This is a genomic window from Stenotrophomonas sp. CFBP 13718 (assembly GCF_014842145.1).
In the GTDB taxonomy this organism is placed as follows: domain Bacteria; phylum Pseudomonadota; class Gammaproteobacteria; order Xanthomonadales; family Xanthomonadaceae; genus Stenotrophomonas.
This window is the reverse complement of sequence record NZ_JACYVC010000002.1, coordinates 544,650-563,048: the sequence shown is the minus strand read 5'-3', so window position 1 is coordinate 563,048 and position 18,399 is coordinate 544,650. Positions and strand designations below refer to the sequence as shown.

General features: G+C 68.5%; 12 protein-coding genes. All 12 read left to right on the top strand.

All coding sequences use genetic code 11. The annotated features are described in order from the left end of the window. The first annotated feature begins 16 nt into the window (after window positions 1-16). On the top strand, window positions 17-7,660 hold the full coding sequence (locus IFT58_RS05935; RefSeq protein ID WP_192094164.1) for an ESPR-type extended signal peptide-containing protein: 7,644 nt from the start codon (window positions 17-19) through the stop codon (window positions 7,658-7,660). Between the two features lie 159 nt (window positions 7,661-7,819). After that, window positions 7,820-9,718 (top strand): S8 family serine peptidase, encoded by a 1,899-nt coding sequence (locus tag IFT58_RS05930; RefSeq protein ID WP_192094163.1) that lies wholly within the window; start codon window positions 7,820-7,822, stop codon window positions 9,716-9,718. A 138-nt stretch (window positions 9,719-9,856) separates the two neighbouring features. Continuing rightward, entirely contained in the window at window positions 9,857-11,581 is a 1,725-nt protein-coding gene (gene gspE, locus IFT58_RS05925; protein WP_192094162.1) for a type II secretion system ATPase GspE, read from the top strand. A 2-nt stretch (window positions 11,582-11,583) separates the two neighbouring features. Beyond that, entirely contained in the window at window positions 11,584-12,804 is a 1,221-nt protein-coding gene (locus IFT58_RS05920) for a type II secretion system F family protein (RefSeq protein WP_192081159.1), read from the top strand. 48 nt (window positions 12,805-12,852) lie between these two features. After that, entirely contained in the window at window positions 12,853-13,287 is a 435-nt protein-coding gene (gene gspG, locus IFT58_RS05915; RefSeq protein WP_188326036.1) for a type II secretion system major pseudopilin GspG, read from the top strand. 35 nt (window positions 13,288-13,322) lie between these two features. Beyond that, window positions 13,323-13,802, top strand: a complete 480-nt coding sequence (locus IFT58_RS05910; protein WP_192094161.1) for a GspH/FimT family pseudopilin — start codon at window positions 13,323-13,325, stop codon at window positions 13,800-13,802. Beyond that, entirely contained in the window at window positions 13,799-14,242 is a 444-nt protein-coding gene (locus IFT58_RS05905) for a prepilin-type N-terminal cleavage/methylation domain-containing protein (RefSeq protein ID WP_192094160.1), read from the top strand. Before IFT58_RS05910 ends, IFT58_RS05905 begins: the two co-directional genes overlap by 4 nt. Beyond that, the gene (locus IFT58_RS05900; RefSeq protein WP_192094159.1) at window positions 14,239-14,871 is read left to right on the top strand and encodes a prepilin-type N-terminal cleavage/methylation domain-containing protein; all 633 of its coding nucleotides are present in this window, start codon (window positions 14,239-14,241) and stop codon (window positions 14,869-14,871) included. Before IFT58_RS05905 ends, IFT58_RS05900 begins: the two co-directional genes overlap by 4 nt. Next, window positions 14,868-15,731, top strand: coding sequence for a type II secretion system protein GspK (locus IFT58_RS05895; RefSeq protein WP_192094158.1), 864 nt, complete (start codon window positions 14,868-14,870; stop codon window positions 15,729-15,731). The genes IFT58_RS05900 and IFT58_RS05895 overlap by 4 nt, the downstream gene beginning before the upstream one ends. Further along, the gene (locus IFT58_RS05890) at window positions 15,728-16,879 is read left to right on the top strand and encodes a PilN domain-containing protein (RefSeq protein WP_192094157.1); all 1,152 of its coding nucleotides are present in this window, start codon (window positions 15,728-15,730) and stop codon (window positions 16,877-16,879) included. Before IFT58_RS05895 ends, IFT58_RS05890 begins: the two co-directional genes overlap by 4 nt. Continuing rightward, window positions 16,854-17,621, top strand: coding sequence for a type II secretion system protein GspM (gene gspM / locus IFT58_RS05885; protein ID WP_192094156.1), 768 nt, complete (start codon window positions 16,854-16,856; stop codon window positions 17,619-17,621). Before IFT58_RS05890 ends, gspM begins: the two co-directional genes overlap by 26 nt. Then, entirely contained in the window at window positions 17,611-18,396 is a 786-nt protein-coding gene (locus tag IFT58_RS05880; RefSeq protein WP_192094155.1) for a general secretion pathway protein GspN, read from the top strand. Before gspM ends, IFT58_RS05880 begins: the two co-directional genes overlap by 11 nt. Window positions 18,397-18,399 lie beyond the last annotated feature (3 nt).

Below are 18,399 nucleotides of genomic sequence, written 5' to 3'. Positions count from 1 at the left end.
CAGGAGTCGTACTCAGATGAATCGGATTTATCGCAAGGTCTGGAACAAAGCACTCGGACAGCTGGTCGTGGCCTCTGAACTGGCCTCGTCCGATCAGCCCGGCAACGTCATCGACAAGCGCCGCCGAGGCACTGGACCGGTCCTGGTTGGGGCATCACTGGCCATGGCCTTGGGATGGGGCGCGCTCACACCGCAAGCCCATGCCCAGTCACTGGCTGTAGGCGGTACCGAAGAGTGCAGGCTGGAGGACGGAACGCTGGCGCAATGCGTGGTGACCGGCAGCGCTGTTGTTTCCGGTCCGAATGCGGTGGCCGTGGGTGACAACAGCGCAGCCAACGGCCTCTACGCCGTGGCCATCGGCGCCGACACCGTCGCCAGCAAATCACTCTCCTCCGCTTTCGGTGGGGGCGCGCAGGCCACATCCACCAGCAGCACCGCACTCGGCGCGGGTAGCGTCGCATCGGCCAGCAACAGCGTGGCGCTGGGCGCGGATTCGACCGCGATCCGGGCAGACAGCGTGTCGGTCGGCAGCGTCGGCAGCGAGCGCCAGATCACCAACGTCAAGGCCGGAGAGACAGATACCGATGCGGTGAATGTCGCCCAGCTCGACGCGGTCGCTGACATCGCCGAAAACACCGCGAACTATTTCCAGGCCAGCGGCACCGGCACTGCCACCGCATCGGGTGCGTCGGCTACGGCCGCGGGCGCCGGCAGCGTGGCCTCCGGCAACAACGCCGTGGCGCTGGGTGATGCCGCCTTGGCCACTGCCGAAGGCTCAGTAGCCGTCGGCGGTACCCTGGACGGTCAGTACGCGACCGAAGCAGCAGGCCGTTATTCCACTGCCGTCGGCAGTGGCTCGTTTTCCGTGGGTAGCGGAAGCACGGCGCTGGGCGCCGGTGCAGTGGCCGAAAGCGCGGGCAGCGTGGCGCTGGGCGCAGGCTCGTATGCCGACCGCGTGGACAGCGTGTCCGTTGGCTCGGCCGGGCTGGAACGCCAGGTCACCAACGTGGCGGCCGGTACCGAAGGCACCGATGCGGTGAACCTGGACCAGCTGGACGAGGTGGCTGCGGTCGCCGACACCACGGCCAAATATTTCCAGGCCACCGGCAGCGCGGACAGCGATGCCGGTGCGTTGGCCGCAGGCGCCAATGCGACCGCCATCGGTGAGGCATCCAACGCGTTGGCCGATGGCAGTACGGCGCTCGGCAGTGGCGCTACAGCGGTAGCCAGCAATGCAACCGCTGTCGGCTTCAATGCACTGGCCAGTGGCCAGAACAGCGCGGCCTTCGGCAACAACGCGCAGGCCAGTGGCCCGGGCAGCGTGGCAGTAGGCGGTGTGGCCGTGGATGAAGACGGCAACCCGCTGATCACCAATGGCGGGGTGCCGGTGGATACCGGCGCGACCAGTGCCAGCGTAGGTGGCACGGCCGTCGGTGCCAGCGCCGAAGCCAGTGGATTCGCTGCCTCGTCGTATGGTCTCGGGGCGTATGCCGGCGGCGCACAGTCGTCCGCCTTCGGTGCGGTGTCCAATGCCATCGGGGATTACTCCACGGCCATCGGCACCCAGTCGGTCGCCACCGGCACCAGCAGCACCGCCATCGGCGGACCTGCCGACCTGATTCCGGGCCTGGGAATCTTCGTGCAGACCCAGGCCAGCGGCGAATCGGCCACGGCCGTCGGCGCCGGCGCCATCGCCAGCGGTGATCTCAGCCTGGCCAGCGGCACGCTGACGGAAGCGTCCGGCGAGCAGGCTACTGCAGTGGGTTATTTCGCGTATGCACCGGGGGACCGCGCCAGCGCGCTTGGCGCGCAGAGCTGGGCCAGTGGTGAAGACAGCACCGCCGTCGGTTTCTACAGCACCGCACGGGGCGCCAACAGCGTGGCCCTGGGCGCCAATTCCGAAGCCGTGCGGGCCAACTCGGTCGCCGTCGGCAGCGTCGGCAACGAGCGCCAGATCACCGATGTCGCGGCAGGTACCGAGGGCACCGATGCGGTGAACCTGGACCAGCTGGACGCGGTTGCCAGCGTGGCTGACACCACGGCGAAGTACTTCCAGGCCACCGGCAGCGCGGACAGCGACGCCGGTGCACTTGCCGCCGGCGCCAATGCAACGGCCATCGGTGAGGCGTCCAACGCGCTGGCCGATGGCAGCACGGCCCTTGGCAGCGGCGCTACGGCGGTCGCCAGCAACGCCACTGCCGTCGGCTTCAATGCACTGGCCAGCGGCCAGAACAGTGCCGCCTTCGGCAACAACGCCCAGGCCAGTGGCCCCGGCAGCGTGGCAGTGGGCGGGGCGGCGGTGGACGAAGAGGGCAACCCCTTGATCACTAACGGTGGCGTCCCAGTTGATACCGGCGCCACCAGCGCCAGCGTGGGTGGTACCGCGGTCGGTGCCAGCGCCGATGCGAGCGGTTTTGCGGCGTCCTCGTTCGGCCTGGGCGCGTATGCCAGCGGCGCGCAGGCGTCCGCCTTCGGCGCGGTGGCCAACGCCACCGGTGACTACTCGACGGCGGTGGGTACCAACAGTGCCTCCACCGGTGACAACTCGGTGGCGCTGGGCGCGGACTCGGTGGCCAGCGGTGGCTACAGCACGGCGACCGGCCAGGCCAGCATCGCCAGCGGCACCAACAGCGTCGCGGTAGGTGGCGCGCTGTTCGGCATCCTGGCCACTGAAGCATCAGGCAACTATTCCACCGCCGTCGGCGGTGGTGCATGGTCGCCCGGGGTGAACAGCACCGCGCTGGGCAATGCAGCCACCTCGCAGGGCGCCAACAGCGTGGCGCTGGGTGCGGATTCGATCGCCGACCGCGACGACAGCGTGTCGGTTGGCAGTGCCGATGCGCAGCGCCAGATCACCAACGTGGCGGCCGGCACCGAAGGCACCGATGCGGTGAACCTGGACCAGCTGAACACCGTCGCGGCGGGTGCGGAAAACACCAGCAAGTATTTCCAGGCGCAGCCGGAAACCGGCACCGACACCGGTGCGTGGGCCGAAGGCGAAGGCGCTGTTGCGGTCGGATCCGCCAGCAATGCGATCGGTGACGGCGCGGTAGCGCAGGGCGCAGGTGCGTCCGCAGTCGGCAACGACAGCGTTGCGCTGGGGCGCAATACCAGTGCCGGCGGGGAAGGGGCCGTGGCCATCGGTGGCCTCGGCCAAGCGTATGACCAGTACAACTCGCCGCTCACCAACCCGGACGGCACCGCCGTGCTGACCGGCACCAGTGCCAGCGCGGGATCGACGGCGGTAGGCAACGCGGCACAGGCCACCGGGCTGGTCAGCAATGCGTTCGGCTCGGGCGCGCAGGCGACCGGTGACAACAGTTTTGCGGGCGGCAACAAGGCGCGTGCGGTCGGCAGCTACAGCGTGGCGCTGGGTGACAGTGCCTGGGCCAGCAGCGACGAAACCACGGCCGTAGGCGGCTACAGCTTCGCCACCGCAAACGGCGCCACCGCGTTCGGTTCCAGCGCATGGGCGACGGCCACCAATGCATCGGCCTTCGGTCTGGCGTCGTGGGCCAGCGGCAGTGGCTCCACGTCCATCGGCTACAACAGCTGGGCCGATGGCCTCAGCTCCACCGCGGTGGGTCGCGGGGCCTTCGGTTATGGCGATTACAGCATCGCGATGGGTTTCCAGGCTCTGGGCAACACCGTCAACAGCATTTCCATCGGCACCAATTCCGAGGCTTTGGGCGAAAGCGCCATCGCCCTGGGGGCGGGCAGCAGTGCGGCCGGTGACAACAGTGTCGCGCTGGGTGCCGGTTCGGTGGCAGCGCGTGATCGCAGCGTCGCCATCGGCAGCGCCGGCAACGAACGCCAGCTCACCAACGTAGCGGCAGGTACCGAAGGCACCGACGCGGTGAACCTGGACCAGCTGGATGCGGTCGCGGCCGCAGGCGAGGCCACCAGCAAGTACTTCCAGGCCACCGGCAGCGCAGACAGCGACGCCGGCGCACTGGCGTCCGGTGCCAACGCAACGGCCATCGGCGAGGCGTCCAACGCACTGGCAGACGGTGCGTCGGCACTCGGCAGCGGCGCAACCGCTGCAGGCCAGAACGCGACAGCGGTCGGCTTCAACGCGCTGGCAGCCGGGCAGAACAGTGCCGCCTTCGGCAACAACGCACAGGCCACCGGTCCGGGCAGCGTCGCGGTCGGCGGCGTGGCGGTCGATGAAGACGGCAATCCGTTGATCACCAACGGCGGTGTACCGGTTGATACCGGCGCCACCAGCGCCGGGCTCGGTGGCACCGCCGTCGGTGCCAGCGCCGTCGCCAGCGGCTTCGGTGCGGCGTCCTACGGCTTGGGGGCTTATGCCTCCGGCGCACAGTCCGCGGCCTTCGGTGCGGTATCCAACGCCATCGGCGATTACTCCACCGCTATCGGCACGCAGACGGTCGCGACCGGCACCAGCAGCACCGCGATCGGTGGCCCGGTCGATCTGCTGCCCGGCTTGGGCTTGTTCATCTCCACCGAAGCCAGCGGCGAAGCCGCCACGGCTGTAGGTGCAGGTGCGCAGGCCAGTGGTGACAATTCCACGGCGGCGGGCACCTTGGCCTTTGCCACCGGTGACCAGAGCACGGCGATCGGCTACTTCTCCAGCGCATCGGCGATCAACTCGGTCGCGTTGGGTGCCGACTCGGTGGCCAGCCGTGACAACACCGTATCGGTGGGCAGTGCCGGCAACGAGCGACAGGTGACCAACGTGGCCGCCGGTACGCAGGGCACGGATGCGGTGAATCTGGACCAGCTCAACGCCGTGGCCTCGGTGGGTGAAACCACGAGCAAGTACTTCCAGGCCAGCGGCAGCGACGACAGCGATGCCGGCGCACTGGTAAGCGGCGACAACGCACTTGCCGCCGGTGAGGCCAGCAACGCGATCGGCGATGGCGCCATCGCGTTGGGCAGCGGTGCGACCTCCAACGGGTCCAACGCGGCAGCCGTCGGCTTCAATGCGCTGGCAGAAGGTGAGAACGCGCTCGCCAGCGGCTTCAATGCGCAGGCCCTTGCGGCCAACGCCAGCGCCAGCGGTGCCAACGCGGTCGCATCGGCCGAGTACGCCACTGCAAGCGGCGCTGAAAGCCTGGCCTCGGGTGAACAGAGCGCCGCCTACGGTGCCGCCAGCGTCGCCAGCGGCGACGGCAGCACAGCCGCTGGCGTGCTCTCTGAAGCCAGCGGCGAAGAAGCGGTTGCGGTGGGTTACTTCACCACCGCTGATGGCAGCGGTGCGACGGCGGTGGGCTCCGAAGCGGTGGCCATCGGCACCACGGCCGCCAGCTTCGGCTTCGCAGCAGAAGCCACGGCGGGTTACACCACGGCGGTGGGCGGCTACGCGCAGGCCACGGCGTTCAACGCCACGGCACTGGGCAGCTTCGCCAACGCGTCCGGTTCCAACTCGGTCGCCCTGGGTGGCGATTCGGTGGCCAGCGGTGCCTACAGCACGGCCGCCGGCCAGGCCAGCATCGCCAGCGGTACCAACAGCGTGGCCGTCGGTGGCGCATTGGGTGGATTGTTCGCCACCGAGGCATCCGGCAACTACTCCACCGCCGTCGGCGGTGGTGCCTGGTCGCCGGGCGTCAACAGCACGGCGCTGGGCAATGCAGCGGAATCGCGAGGCCTGAACAGCGTGGCGCTGGGTGCGGACTCCATCGCCGACCGCGACGACAGCGTGTCGGTCGGTTCCAGCGGCGCGACGCGGCAGATCACCAACGTGGCGGCAGGCAGTGAAGCCACCGATGCGGTGAATCTGGCGCAGCTGCAGGCCGTCGCCGACGCCAGTGGGACCGGCAGCAAGTACTTCGCCGTCAGCGGCAGCGAAGACAGCGACGCCGGTGCCCTGGTGACAGGTGACAACGCACTGGCGGCAGGTGAAGCCGCCAATGCATTGGGTGACGGTACCGTTGCCCTGGGCAGCGGCGCCACGGCGGCCGGCAACAATGCAACGGCGGTCGGCTTCAACGCACTGGCAAACGGCGAAAACGCAACGGCCAGCGGCTTCAATGCGCAGGCGGTGGGCGCCAATGCCAGCGCCAGCGGCGGCAACGCGCTGGCGTCGGCGGAGTACGCGACCGCCAACGGCGCGGGGAGCGTGGCGTCAGGAGAAGTCAGTGCCGCCTTCGGTGCGGGCAGCGTGGCCAGTGCCGACGGCAGCACGGCGACCGGCGCGTCCTCGGCCGCCTCCGGTGTGCAATCGGTGGCCGTGGGCTACGTCAGTACGGCGGCAGGCGATGCGGCGACCGCCGTGGGTTCGGAAAGCTCGGCCAGTGGCAGCGTTGCGGCCGCACTGGGCTTCCGTGCCGATGCCAGCGGTGACTTCAGCACGGCCATCGGTGGTCTATCGCAGGCCACGGCGTTCAACGCCACCGCGATCGGCAACTCGGCAGTCGCTTCCGGCTCGGCTTCGCTGGCTCTCGGTGGTGACGCACTCGCCAGCGGTGCGCGCAGTGTCGCCTTGGGTGCGGGATCCCAAGCGCTGGAAGCCAACGTGGTGTCGGTCGGTGGCGGTAACGGGACCAGTTCTCCGGCCACCCGCCGCATCGTCAACGTGACCGAAGGTCGACTGACCGCCGACAGCAGCGATGCCGTCACCGGTTCGCAGCTCAACCGCACCAACCAGCGCGTCGGCGCGGTGGAAACCAAGGTCGACGATATCGACAGCCGCATCGGCGGTATCCAGACCACCCAGGCCAATACGCTGGCCTACGACGATTCGCAGCACGGCAAGATCACCTTCAACGGTGAGCAGGGCACGGTGGTGGACAACGTCGCCGCGGGCAGCATCAGCGGTGACAGCCGCCAAGCCGTCAACGGGGGCCAGCTGTTCCAGTCGCTCAGCAACGCGGCCAGCATGCTCGGCGGCGGCGCAAGCGTGGGCCTGCAGGGTGTGTTCGTCGCGCCGAACTACGTCATCCAGGGCAACACCTACAACAACGTGGGTGACGCGTTGACTGCGCTGGATTCGCGGGTTTCTTCGATGGGCCAGAGCCTGGCATCGGGGGCGCCGATCAGTGCGTCGCCTGCACCGGCAGCCGGTGGAACCGGACCGGCAACGGCGGCGGGTGGTTCGCGTCCGGTGGCCGCACCGACGGCTGACGTCAGTGCGCAGGCCGTTGTCGGCCAGGGAGCCGTTGCCAGCGGCGCCGGGGCGACCGCGATCGGCCTGGGTGCGACGGCATCGGCCGACAACTCGGTCGCGCTGGGCCAGGGCTCGGTCGCGGATCGTGCGAACTCGGTGTCCGTCGGCAGCGTCGGCGGTGAGCGCCAGGTCACCAACGTGGCGGCCGGCACGCAGGCGACCGACGCGGTCAACAAAGGCCAGCTGGACAGCGGCGTAGCCTCGGCCAACAGCTACACCGACACCCGCTTCAAAACGGTCGCCGACAGCGTCGATGTGTTCAAGGGCGAAGTGGACGGCAAGCTGCGCAACATGGACCGCCGCATCGACCAGCAGGGGGCGATGAGCGCCGCGATGTTGAACATGGCAACCAGTGCCGCCGGCGTGCGCACCCAGAACCGCGTCGGCGTCGGCGTCGGCTTCCAGGGCGGCGAATCGGCCCTGTCGCTGGGCTACCAGCGTGCGGTCAGTGATCGCGCCACGGTGACGTTCGGCGGCGCGTTCAGCAGTGATGACAGTTCCGTAGGCGTCGGTGCCGGCTTCGGCTGGTAAGGACGCGGCAACAGAAACGGCGGCGGCCGCCGGTCGCCGCCCGCCAGTGAAGCCTGAGGGGGCGGGTCACGGCAACCCGGGCGTGGCCCGCCCGGGGTAGTCGCAAGGAAGTAAGGCCGCAGGTTTGGTACCACCAACGACCCAGAAGAGGATTTCGACGTGATCAAGAAGCACAACCTCCGCACCAACGTTCTCGCCGCTGCTGTGCTGTCCCTGACGGCGGGTGCGGGCATGGCACAGGCCGCCGACCTCAAGGTCAGCGCGCCCCTGCATTCCCCCGCCGCGCAGCAGCAGGCCGTGAACGGCATCATCGTGAAGTACAAGGCCGGCAGCGTCGCTGCGGGCAGCAGCGCAGCCAAGGTCGGCGTCGTCAACGGTGCGCTGTCGCGTGCCACGCTGTCCGGCAACAAGGCGACCGCCACCGCGCGCGCTGCTGCGTTCAGCCCACAGGTCGTGCGCAGGCTCGGCGTCGGCGCGGACCTGATCCGCCTGAAGACCCGCCTTGGCACTGCCGACCTGGACAAGGTGCTGGCTGAACTGCGCGCCGACCCGGCCGTGCAGTACGCCGTGCCCGATGCACGCATGTACGCCATCGATGCCGGTACGCCGGCACGCGCCCGCGCCGTGGTGCAGGCAGATGCAACGCCGTCCCTGGTGCCGAACGATCCGCTCTACGCGCAGTACCAGTGGCACCTGAGCAGCGCCACCGGCGGTGTCAACGCACCGGCGGCGTGGGATATCGCCGCAGGCGAAGGCGTGGTGGTAGCGGTGCTCGACACCGGCATCCTGCCGCAGCATCCCGACTTCGTCAGCGGTGCGCTGCTGCCGGGCTACGACTTCATCAGCGATGCGGAGACCTCGCGCCGTCCAACCGATGAGCGCGTACCGGGTGCACTGGACATGGGTGACTGGGTCGAGAACGACAACGAGTGCTATGCCGGCTCGCTGGCCGAAGACAGCTCGTGGCACGGTACGCACGTCGCGGGCACCATCGCCGAAGCCACCAACAACGGCGTCGGCATGGCCGGCGTGGCCCACAAGGCCAGCGTGCTGCCGGTGCGCGTGCTCGGCAAGTGTGGCGGCTACCTGTCCGACATCGCCGATGCGATCACCTGGGCGTCCGGTGGCACGGTCACCGGCGTGCCGGCCAACTCCACCCCGGCCGACATCATCAACATGAGCTTGGGCGGCGGTTCGGCCTGCGACGCGGTATACCAGGACGCGATCAACGGCGCAGTGTCGCGCGGCACCATCGTGGTGGTCGCAGCGGGCAACTCGGCGTCCAACGCGGCCAACTTCCGCCCGGCCAGCTGCAACAACGTGATCGCCGTCGGCGCCAACCGGATCACCGGTGGCATTGCGTCCTACTCCAACTTCGGTCCGGTCGTCGATCTGTCCGGACCGGGCGGCGGCGGCGGTGTCGATGGCAATCCGGGTGGCTATGTGTGGCAGGCCGGTTACAACGGTGCCACCACGCCCACCTCCGGTACGCTCACCTACATGGGCATGGCCGGCACCTCGATGGCCTCGCCGCATGTCGCCGGTGTGGCGGCGCTGGTGCAGGGCGCACTGGCCGACGCCGACCGTGACCCGTTGACCCCGGCAGAGATGGAAACGCTGCTCAAGCAGACCGCGCGTGCGTTCCCGGTGACCATCCCGGCCGGCACGCCGATCGGCACCGGCATCGTCGATGCCAAGGCCGCGCTGGATGAGGCGCTGAAGGAGCCGTGCACCGAGAACTGCGCACCGCCTGCCACCCCGCTGACCAACAAGGTCGCCGTGGCCGGCATCAGCGGTGCCAGCGGCAGCGAGAAGCTGTACAGCTTCGTGGCGACAGCCGGCAAGCCGGTCAGCTTCGTCACCTACGGCGGCACTGGCAACATCTCGCTGCACGTGGGCGCGGACAACGGTACCTCCACCGTGGCGTGGACCGCCAAGTCCTCGCGCACCGGCAATGCGGAAACCGTACGCATCACGGCGCCGGTCGCCGGCACGTACTACGTGAAGGTGGTGGGTGACGCAGCGTTCTCCGGCGTGACCCTGCTTGCCACGCAGTAAGTTGCGTCTCTGACGTACCCGGCCCGCCAGTGAACCTGGCGGGCCTTTTTATTGATGCAGTCGTGCTTTTTTCCGATCTGAACGGTAGCAGCCGACGGCATGCTGCTACAGTCTGGGCGATTGCACGTGAGGCTTTCTGTGAACGCGGTTGTCGACCCTGCCAACGTGAATACTGCTGAAGCGCCGTTGATCGATGCGCTGATCGCGCGCGGTCGGTTGAAGGAAGCCGATCTCGCCCGCGCGCGCACCCTGCATGCCGAATCGGGCGGCAGCCTGCTGTCGCTGCTGGTCCGCCTGGGCCTGGTGTCCGAACGGGACCAGGCGCAGACCACCGCCGACGTGCTGGGGATCGAACTGCTGGATGCACGGCAGATGCCGGACGCGCCGCCGCCCTCGCTGGCCGATGCCCTGCCGGTGACGCTGCGCTTCCTGAAGCAGTTCCACGTCTGCCCGATTTCGCTGGACGAAAGCGGCCTGCTGCTGTGGCAGGCCGACGCCCACGATCCCTATCCGTGCCAGGCGATCTCGCTGGCGATGGGCGTGCCGGTGCATCCGCGTATCGGCCAGCGTGCCGAGATCGACGACCAGATCGAGCGCTGGTATGGGCAGGGTCGCAGCGCCATGGGGGCGATCGTGGAAACCGCCGATGGCGAGGGTGCCGCGGTCGACGACATCGAGCACCTGCGTGACCTTGCCTCTGAAGCACCGGTGATCCGTCTGGTGAACCTGGTGATCCAGCGTGCGGTGGAACTGCGTGCCTCGGATATCCACGTCGAGCCGTTCGAGACGCGGCTGAAGGTGCGCTATCGCGTGGATGGCGTGCTGATCGAAGGCGAGAGCCCTCCGTCCAACCTGACCGCTGCGGTGATCAGCCGCATCAAGATCATGGCGCGGCTCAACATCGCCGAACGTCGCCTGCCGCAGGATGGCCGCATCATGCTGCGAGTGCAGGGCAAAGAGCTGGACCTGCGCGTCAGCACCGTGCCGACCGCGCATGGCGAAAGCGTGGTCATGCGTCTGCTGGATCGTGAAACCGTCGTGTTCGATTTCCAACGGCTGGGCTTCACCGAGGAGTTCCTGCCGGCGTTCCGCAAGGTGCTGGAGCAACCGCACGGCATCCTGCTGGTGACCGGCCCCACCGGCTCGGGCAAGACCACCACGCTGTACACCGCGCTGAGCCAGCTCAACACCGCCGACGTGAAAATCATCACCGTCGAAGACCCGGTGGAGTATCAGATCGAAGGCATCAACCAGATCCAGGCCAAGCCGCAGATCGGCCTGGACTTCGCCAATGCGCTGCGCAGCATCGTGCGCCAGGATCCGGACATCATCATGATCGGCGAGATGCGCGACCTGGAAACCGCGCGCATCGCGATCCAGTCCGCGCTGACCGGCCACCTGGTGCTGTCCACGCTGCATACCAACAATGCCGCAGGCGGCATCACCCGACTGCTCGACATGGGCGTGGAGGATTATCTGCTGACCTCCACCATCAACGGGATCCTGGCCCAGCGCCTGGTGCGCCGCCTGGAGCCGACCCATGCCGAGCGGTATGAGGCATCGCCTGAAGAGATCGAGCGCTTCGACCTGCGCCGTCTACAGCCGCACGGCACGATCCACCTGTTCCGCCCGCGACCCTCGGCGATCGCGCCCACCGGTTACCTCGGGCGCACCACCATCGTCGAGTTCCTGGTGATGAACGACGAGCTGCGCCGCGCAGTGATGCGTCGCGAAGGCATGGGTGAGATCGAGCGCATCGCACGCGATGGCGGCATGCGCACGATGTACGAAGACGGCCTGCTGAAGGCGCTGGCCGGGCAGACGACGCTGGAAGAAGTCCTGCGTACCACCGAGGAAAGCTGAGCATGCCGCTGTACCGCTACAAGGCGCTGGATGCACAGGGCGACATGGTGGACGGCCAGATGGAGGCGGTCAGCCAGGCCGAGCTGGTCGTGCGCCTGCAGGAGCAGGGCCACCTGCCGATGGAAACCCGCTTGGCCAGTGAAGGCGGCATGGACGGTGGCCAGTTGCGCTCCCTGTTCAAGAGCCGGCCGATGCAGGGCGCTGCGCTGCTGCAGTTCACCCAGCAATTGTCGACGCTGCTGGGCGCGGGCCAACCGCTCGACCGCGCGCTGACCATCCTGCTCAGCCTGCCCGAAGACGAGCGCTCACGTCGGGTCATCAGCGAAATCCGCGACACCGTGCGGGGCGGTGCGTCGCTGTCCAGCGCACTGGAACGCCAGCACGGGTTGTTCTCGCGGCTGTACATCAACATGGTGCGCGCCGGTGAGGCCGGTGGCAGCCTGCACGACACGCTGCAGCGCCTGGCCGACTACCTGGAACGCAGCCGCGCGCTGCAGGGCAGGGTCGTCAACGCGCTGATCTATCCCGCCATCCTGCTGGTGGTGGTGGGCGGTGCGCTGCTCTTCCTGCTGGGCTACGTGGTGCCGCAGTTCGCGCAGATGTATGAAAGCCTGGACGTGGAGCTGCCATGGTTCACCCAACTGGTGCTGCAGGTGGGCCTGGTGGTGCGTGATGGCTGGATCTGGATCATCGTCATTCCCGCCGCGATCGCCTGGCTGCTGGAGCGCAAGGCACGGCAGCCGGCGTTCCGCCTCGCACTGGATGGCTGGCTGCTGCGACGCAAGGGTATCGGCGCACTGCTGGGCAAGCTCGAAACCGCCCGGCTGGCGCGCACGCTGGGCACCTTGCTGCGCAACGGGGTGCCGCTGCTGGCCGCACTGGGCATCGCGCGCAACGTGCTGGGCAACCGCGCGCTGGCTGCCGACATCGACATCGCCAGCGACGAAGTGAAAAGTGGCAACGGCCTGTCTGCGGCACTGGCACGCGGCAAGCGCTTTCCCCGTTTGGCCCTGCAGATGATCCAGGTCGGTGAGGAATCCGGCGCGCTGGATGCCATGCTGCTGAAGACGGCCGACACCTTCGAACAGGAAACCGCACGCAGCATCGACCGCCTGCTGTCGGCGATGGTGCCGGCGATCACCCTCTTACTGGCCTCGGTGGTGGGGCTTGTCATCATGGCCGTGCTGGTGCCGATGTATGACCTCACCAACGCGATTGGCTGAATCCGTCCCACTGCAATGACGTGCACTCCCGCAACAAGGAACCTGCTGATGAAACGACGTGCCACTCCCCGCTTTTCTTCGCCGCGCAACCAGTCGGGCATGAGCCTGCTGGAGATCATCATCGTCATCGTGCTGATCGGCGCGGTGCTCACCCTGGTCGCCAGCCGTGTGCTCGGCGGTGCCGATCGTGGCAAGGCCAACATCGCCAAGGCGCAGGTGCAGACCGTCGCCAGCAAGATCGACAACTACCGTCTGGATACCAACCGCCTGCCGGCCAAGTTGGACGAACTGGTCACTCAGCCGGCCGGTGTGAATGGCTGGATGGGACCCTATGCGAAGGCATCGGATCTGGACGATCCGTGGGGCCGCCCGCTGGATTACCGCGCACCCGGTGAAAGCCAGGATTACGACCTGATCAGCCTGGGCAAGGATGGCAAGCCCGGCGGCAGCAGCTTCGATGCGGACATCCGCTACGAGCAGTGACATTGAAGACAGGGGCCGTCCGCTCCGGCGTGGCCATGCCGCGCCGTTCTTGCCGCAGTAGCACCGGTGCGCAGGCACAGGGCATGTCGCTGCTGGAGATGCTGCTGGTGATCGCCCTGATCGCGATGGTCGGGCTGGTTACTGCGGGCATGTTCTCGCGTGGCATGGCCGGCATGCAGCTGCGCAGTGCCGGCAAAGAAATCGCCAACCAACTGCGCGCCACGCGTGCCGAAGCGATTGCCCGTGGCAGCGTGCAGCGCTTCCTGATCGAGCCCCGTCAACGGCGTTGGGAAGCGGCGGCCGGTCGCAGTGGCACATGGCCCGAGCAGGTGCAGGTCGACTTCGAGGGCGCAGCGCAGCTGCAACCTGCCGCAGGGCAGGGGGTCATCGAGTTCCATCCAGATGGGGGCGGCAGCGGCGGCCGTATCGTATTGCGTCGGGGCGACGCACGCTGGCGGATCAACGTGGGCTGGCTGACTGGTGAAGTCACCTCCGGGCCGGAGCGGGCCCGATGAAGTCGCGCAGCGCTCTTGCCGGTAAGCGCGCGGTACGCGGTTTCACCCTGCTGGAAGTGCTGGTGGCCTTCGCGTTGCTGGCCATGGCGCTGACCCTGCTGCTGGGCACGCTGTCCGGTGCCGCACGCCAGGTCGGCCAGGCCGACGTGCGCTCGCGCGCGGTGCTGCACGCACAGTCGCTGCTGGCTGTCGCGGGCGTTGAAGCGCCGTTGCAGGAAGGACAGCAGCAGGGCCAATGGGAACAGGGCCGTTACCGGTGGACCCTGCAGGTGCGCCCGTTCCTGGAACCGCGCGCATCCGGCAGCGTCGTCGCGGCCGGACCTGCGGCGCCACGGCTGCTCGAACTGGACCTGCAGGTGCGCTGGGACCAGCCGCGAGCAGGACAGTTGGCCTGGCGCAGCCTGCGCCTGGTGCCGCCCGCGCTGGAGGCGACGCCGTGAGCACCCGGGCGCGCGGATTCACCCTGATCGAAGTGCTGCTGGCCACTGCGCTGCTCGCTGCCGGGCTGGCGCTCGCCTTTGTCACCGTGCGTTCGGCGATGACCATCAGCCAGCGGGGTGAGGCCATCGCGGCCGACAACGAGCGCATGCGCGCGGTGCAGGGGCTGCTGCGGCGCCAGCTTACCCAAGCACTACGCAGCCCGATCGAGCCGCTCGACCCAGCACGTGAGCCGCAGTTCTTCATCGGCCAAGCCCAGCGGTTGCGCTTTGTCGCCGATGTGCCTGCGTATCTGGGACGGGGCGGATCCTATGTGCACGATCTGCAGACAGTACGCAGCGGCCAGGGCGTGCGCCTGCAGCTCGGCCTGGTGATGGTGCAGGGCGGCGTGCAGATCCCCGAGCGTCCGCCGCGTGCGCCGGAGGTGCTGGTGGATGAGCTGCGGCGGGTCACCCTGCGCTACCGCGGCATCGATGCGGCCAGTGGACAGATGGGTGACTGGATGACGGAATGGCCGGATACACGTCGCCCGCCGCTGCTGGTGTCGATCCAGGTGCAGCCCCTGCGGGGACCGGCGTGGCCGGATCTGCAGGTGGTGCTGGAGAATGCGGCGCAGGCGGGTGCGCGATGAGGGCCCCACGCGGTGCTGCGCTGGTGCTGGTGCTGTGGCTGATCGCGCTGCTGACTGCGCTGGTCGGCGCGTTTGCCATGTCGGCCAGGATTGAACACCTGCAGCAGCGCGTGCAGGATGACAGTGGGCGCGCACAGGAAATCGGCCGTGCCGGTGTGGCCTACGCCATGTCGCGGCTGCGTGCGGACCCGCAGCGGCCTGCGTGGCAGCCGGATGGTCGCCTCTATCGCTGGCGCTTCGACGGTGCGCAGGTCGATATCCGCATTGAAGACGAGAGCGGCAAGATCAACCTCAACCTGGCCGACATCCCCTTGTTGCAGGGCTTCCTGCAGGCCCTGCAGGTCGAACCTGCCGCTGCCACGCGCCTGGCCGGCGCGATCGTGGATTGGCGCGACGCCGACGACCTGAGTCCGGTCGGGGGCGGCGCAGAGGGTCCCGACTATGTCGCCGCAGGCCTGCCGTACGGCCCGCGCAACGCACGTTTCGAGACCTTGGGTGAGCTGCAGCGGGTGCTGGGCATGACCCCGTCGCTGTATGCACGCATGCGCCCGATGCTGACCCTGCACAGCCGTCTGGCACGGCCGGATGCGCGCTTCGCGCAGGGCCCCGTGCTGACGGCGCTGGGCATGGATGCCGCGCTGGTGCAGGCACAGCGCGAGCAGGAGTGGGCAGCCAGCAACGACACGATGTCGGCGCCTGCTGTTGCCAGCGGCAGTGGCACCTATAGTATCGAGTGCAGCGTGGTGGATGAGCGCGGCCGTGCCGCCGTCAGCCGCGCGGTAGTGCGCAACACCCCGAGCACGGCGATGGGCCGGGCTTATACAGTGCTTGGATGGGAACAGGGAATGGCCTCGCAATGACCGCATGGCAGCATGGATTCAGGCAGGTGGGGGCGCAGCTGATGCCGCGTGCCAGCGCATTCCTGCGCTGGTGGCGGGATGCGCTGCTGGCCTGGCTTCCGGCACGCTGGCAATGGGCGCTGGGCTGGGCGCCGGCCCGCCTGCTGCTGCGCCAGTGCGGCGACACCCTGCGCATGGAGCGCGACATCGGAGGCGAAACCACGCTGGTCGGCACACTGCCCTGGCCGTGCCAACCCACCGCCCTGGCTGCGGCGCTGGAGCCGCGGCTGCAACGCTTGCCCCGTTACTGGGTGCTCGATGCGGGTCAGGTGCTGCGGCGGACCCTGCGGGTTCCCGCTGCGGCGACCGGTCGGCTGCGCGATGTGATGGGGTACGAGATCGACCGGCAGACGCCATTCGCTGTCGATCAGGTCACCTACGACGTGAGGGTGCTGGGCCCGCCGAGCGGGGACCACCTCCAGGCCGAGCTGGTGGTACTGCCACGGCAGCGTCTGGAGCAGTGGCAGCAGGCCGTCGGAAACTGGGCAGACGCGGTCAGTGGCATCGACGTGGTCGACGCCGCGGGCGATCCGTTGCACGTGAACCTGCTGCCGCCCGGGCAGCGCCAGCGCATCCGCAACCCGCAGCTGCGGCTTGAGTTGCTGTTGGCCGCGGCCGCTGCGGTGATGCTGACGCTGGCGGGCAACCAACTGCTGCACAACCGCGAACGGGCCGTGGACGAGCTGCGCACCGACGTGGAGCGCAGCGCGCGCAATGCGCGTGGCGTGGCCAACGAGCGAGCCCGCCTGCAGACCCTGGTCGACGGCGCCGCGTTCCTGGACAGTGAGCACGTCAAGCGACCGACCATGCTGGCGCTGTGGAATGAATTGAGCAGCTTGCTGCCCGATGGCACCTACCTGGAAAAGATCGGCGTGGAAAACCAGCAGGTGCAGCTGATCGGGCTGAGCCGCGAAGCCAACCAGCTGGTGCCCCTGCTGCAGGGATCGCCGTTGTGGCAACGGGTGAACCTGACCGGCGTGCTGCAGGCCGATGGCACGGCAGGCGGGCGTGATCGTTTCACCCTCACCGCGGAACTGCGCCCGCTGGCAACGCCGCTGCCGGCAGCAAAAAAGGAGCCGGCCCATGCCGTCCGCACCGACACGCCGTGACCGCTGGCTGGCGCTTGGACTGCTGCTGGCGGTGCTGGCGCTGGTCTACCTGTTGCTCGTGCATCCCCTGTTTACTGTGCCTTGGCGTGCGATGGACCAGGAGATCGTGGCATTGCAGGAACGCCAACAGCGCGTGCAGGTCCAGCTGGACCAGCGTCCCCAGGTGGCCCAACGGCTGCAGCAGGTGCAGGACGCCCTGCGCCAGCGCCCCGGCTTCCTGACCGAAGCGACGGCTGAAGGGGCCGCGGCCGCGCTTTCGGCGCGGGTGCAGGAGGTCGTCGCATCCGCCAGCCCGGGAAACCGCGCCTGCGTGGTCAGCAACCGCACCCCGATGCCGGACAGCCGCGGCGACGCCACGTACACGCGCGTGGCCATGCAGGTCCGGCTGCGCTGCGGCGTGGACGAAATGGCCACCGTGCTGCAATCGTTGGAAACCGGCACGCCGCGCCTGTTCGTGGAAAACCTCAACATGCTGGCCCAGCGTTTCCAGCAGTCGCCGGTGGAGTCGGGAACCGGACTGGATGTGTCCTTCGAACTGGTCGGCTACCTGCAGCCGGGGGGCCTGGACACCCTGCAGGCCACGCCGCCAACGGGTGTTGCGATGCCTGCCGACAGTGGTCTGTCAGCCAACGCGGCGCCCGCGTCCGATGTCGAGCCCGTGCCTGCAGATGCAGACAGCCCCGATGCCAGCCCGCCCGTTGATGACGTCGTGGATGTCGTGGAGGCGCCGGATGCGGATTGATCGTTTCAACCTGCGCACGTCGATCCTGCTCGGCATCGCAGTGCTGGCCGGCGCCGCGTGGCTGGCCACACGCCTGGGCGTCGGCGGCGGCATCGACGCTGCAGACGCCACCAGCGTACCGGTACCGGTGTTGCCGAACCTGCCTGCGCAACGGGCCGAGCCTCTGGTTACATCTGCCAGCTTCACCGCTGTCGTCGAGCGGCCGGTCTTCGCTGAAGATCGCCGCCCGCACCCGTTCCGCCTCGGCGGCCCGGAAGCGGCTGCCAGCGGCGGTGCGCTGCGTTTGACCGGCGTGCTGCTCAGCGGAAATTTCGGCATGGCGACGCTGTCGGGCGAGCAGGGTCGCTCGCTGCGCCTGCGCCTGAACAGCGACGCGGTGGAAGGCTGGCAACTGCTCGCACTGGAGCCGCGGCGGGCCACCGTCCTCGGTCCCGACGGCGCGCAGGTGCTGGAACTTGCGGTGTTCGACGGTCAGGGAGGCGAGCCCCCCACGGTGCTGCGCGACACCGCCGCGGCAGGCACGACGGGCACGGCGCGACAAGCCGTGCCACCACCACCGCCACAGCCGTCACGCAGTTCGCCCGCCGCACCTGCGGCATCGCCCGCTGCATCGCCCGCAACGGCTCCGGCACCTGCAGACGCTGCCAGCCAAGGGCCAAGTGAAGAACAGATGCGGGCGATCCGCGAGCGCATCCGCGCCCGACGTGAGCAACTGCAGCAACAGCAACAACAACGCCAGTCAACGTCGCCTGCCGGCGGCGCTGCCAACCGATAGAGT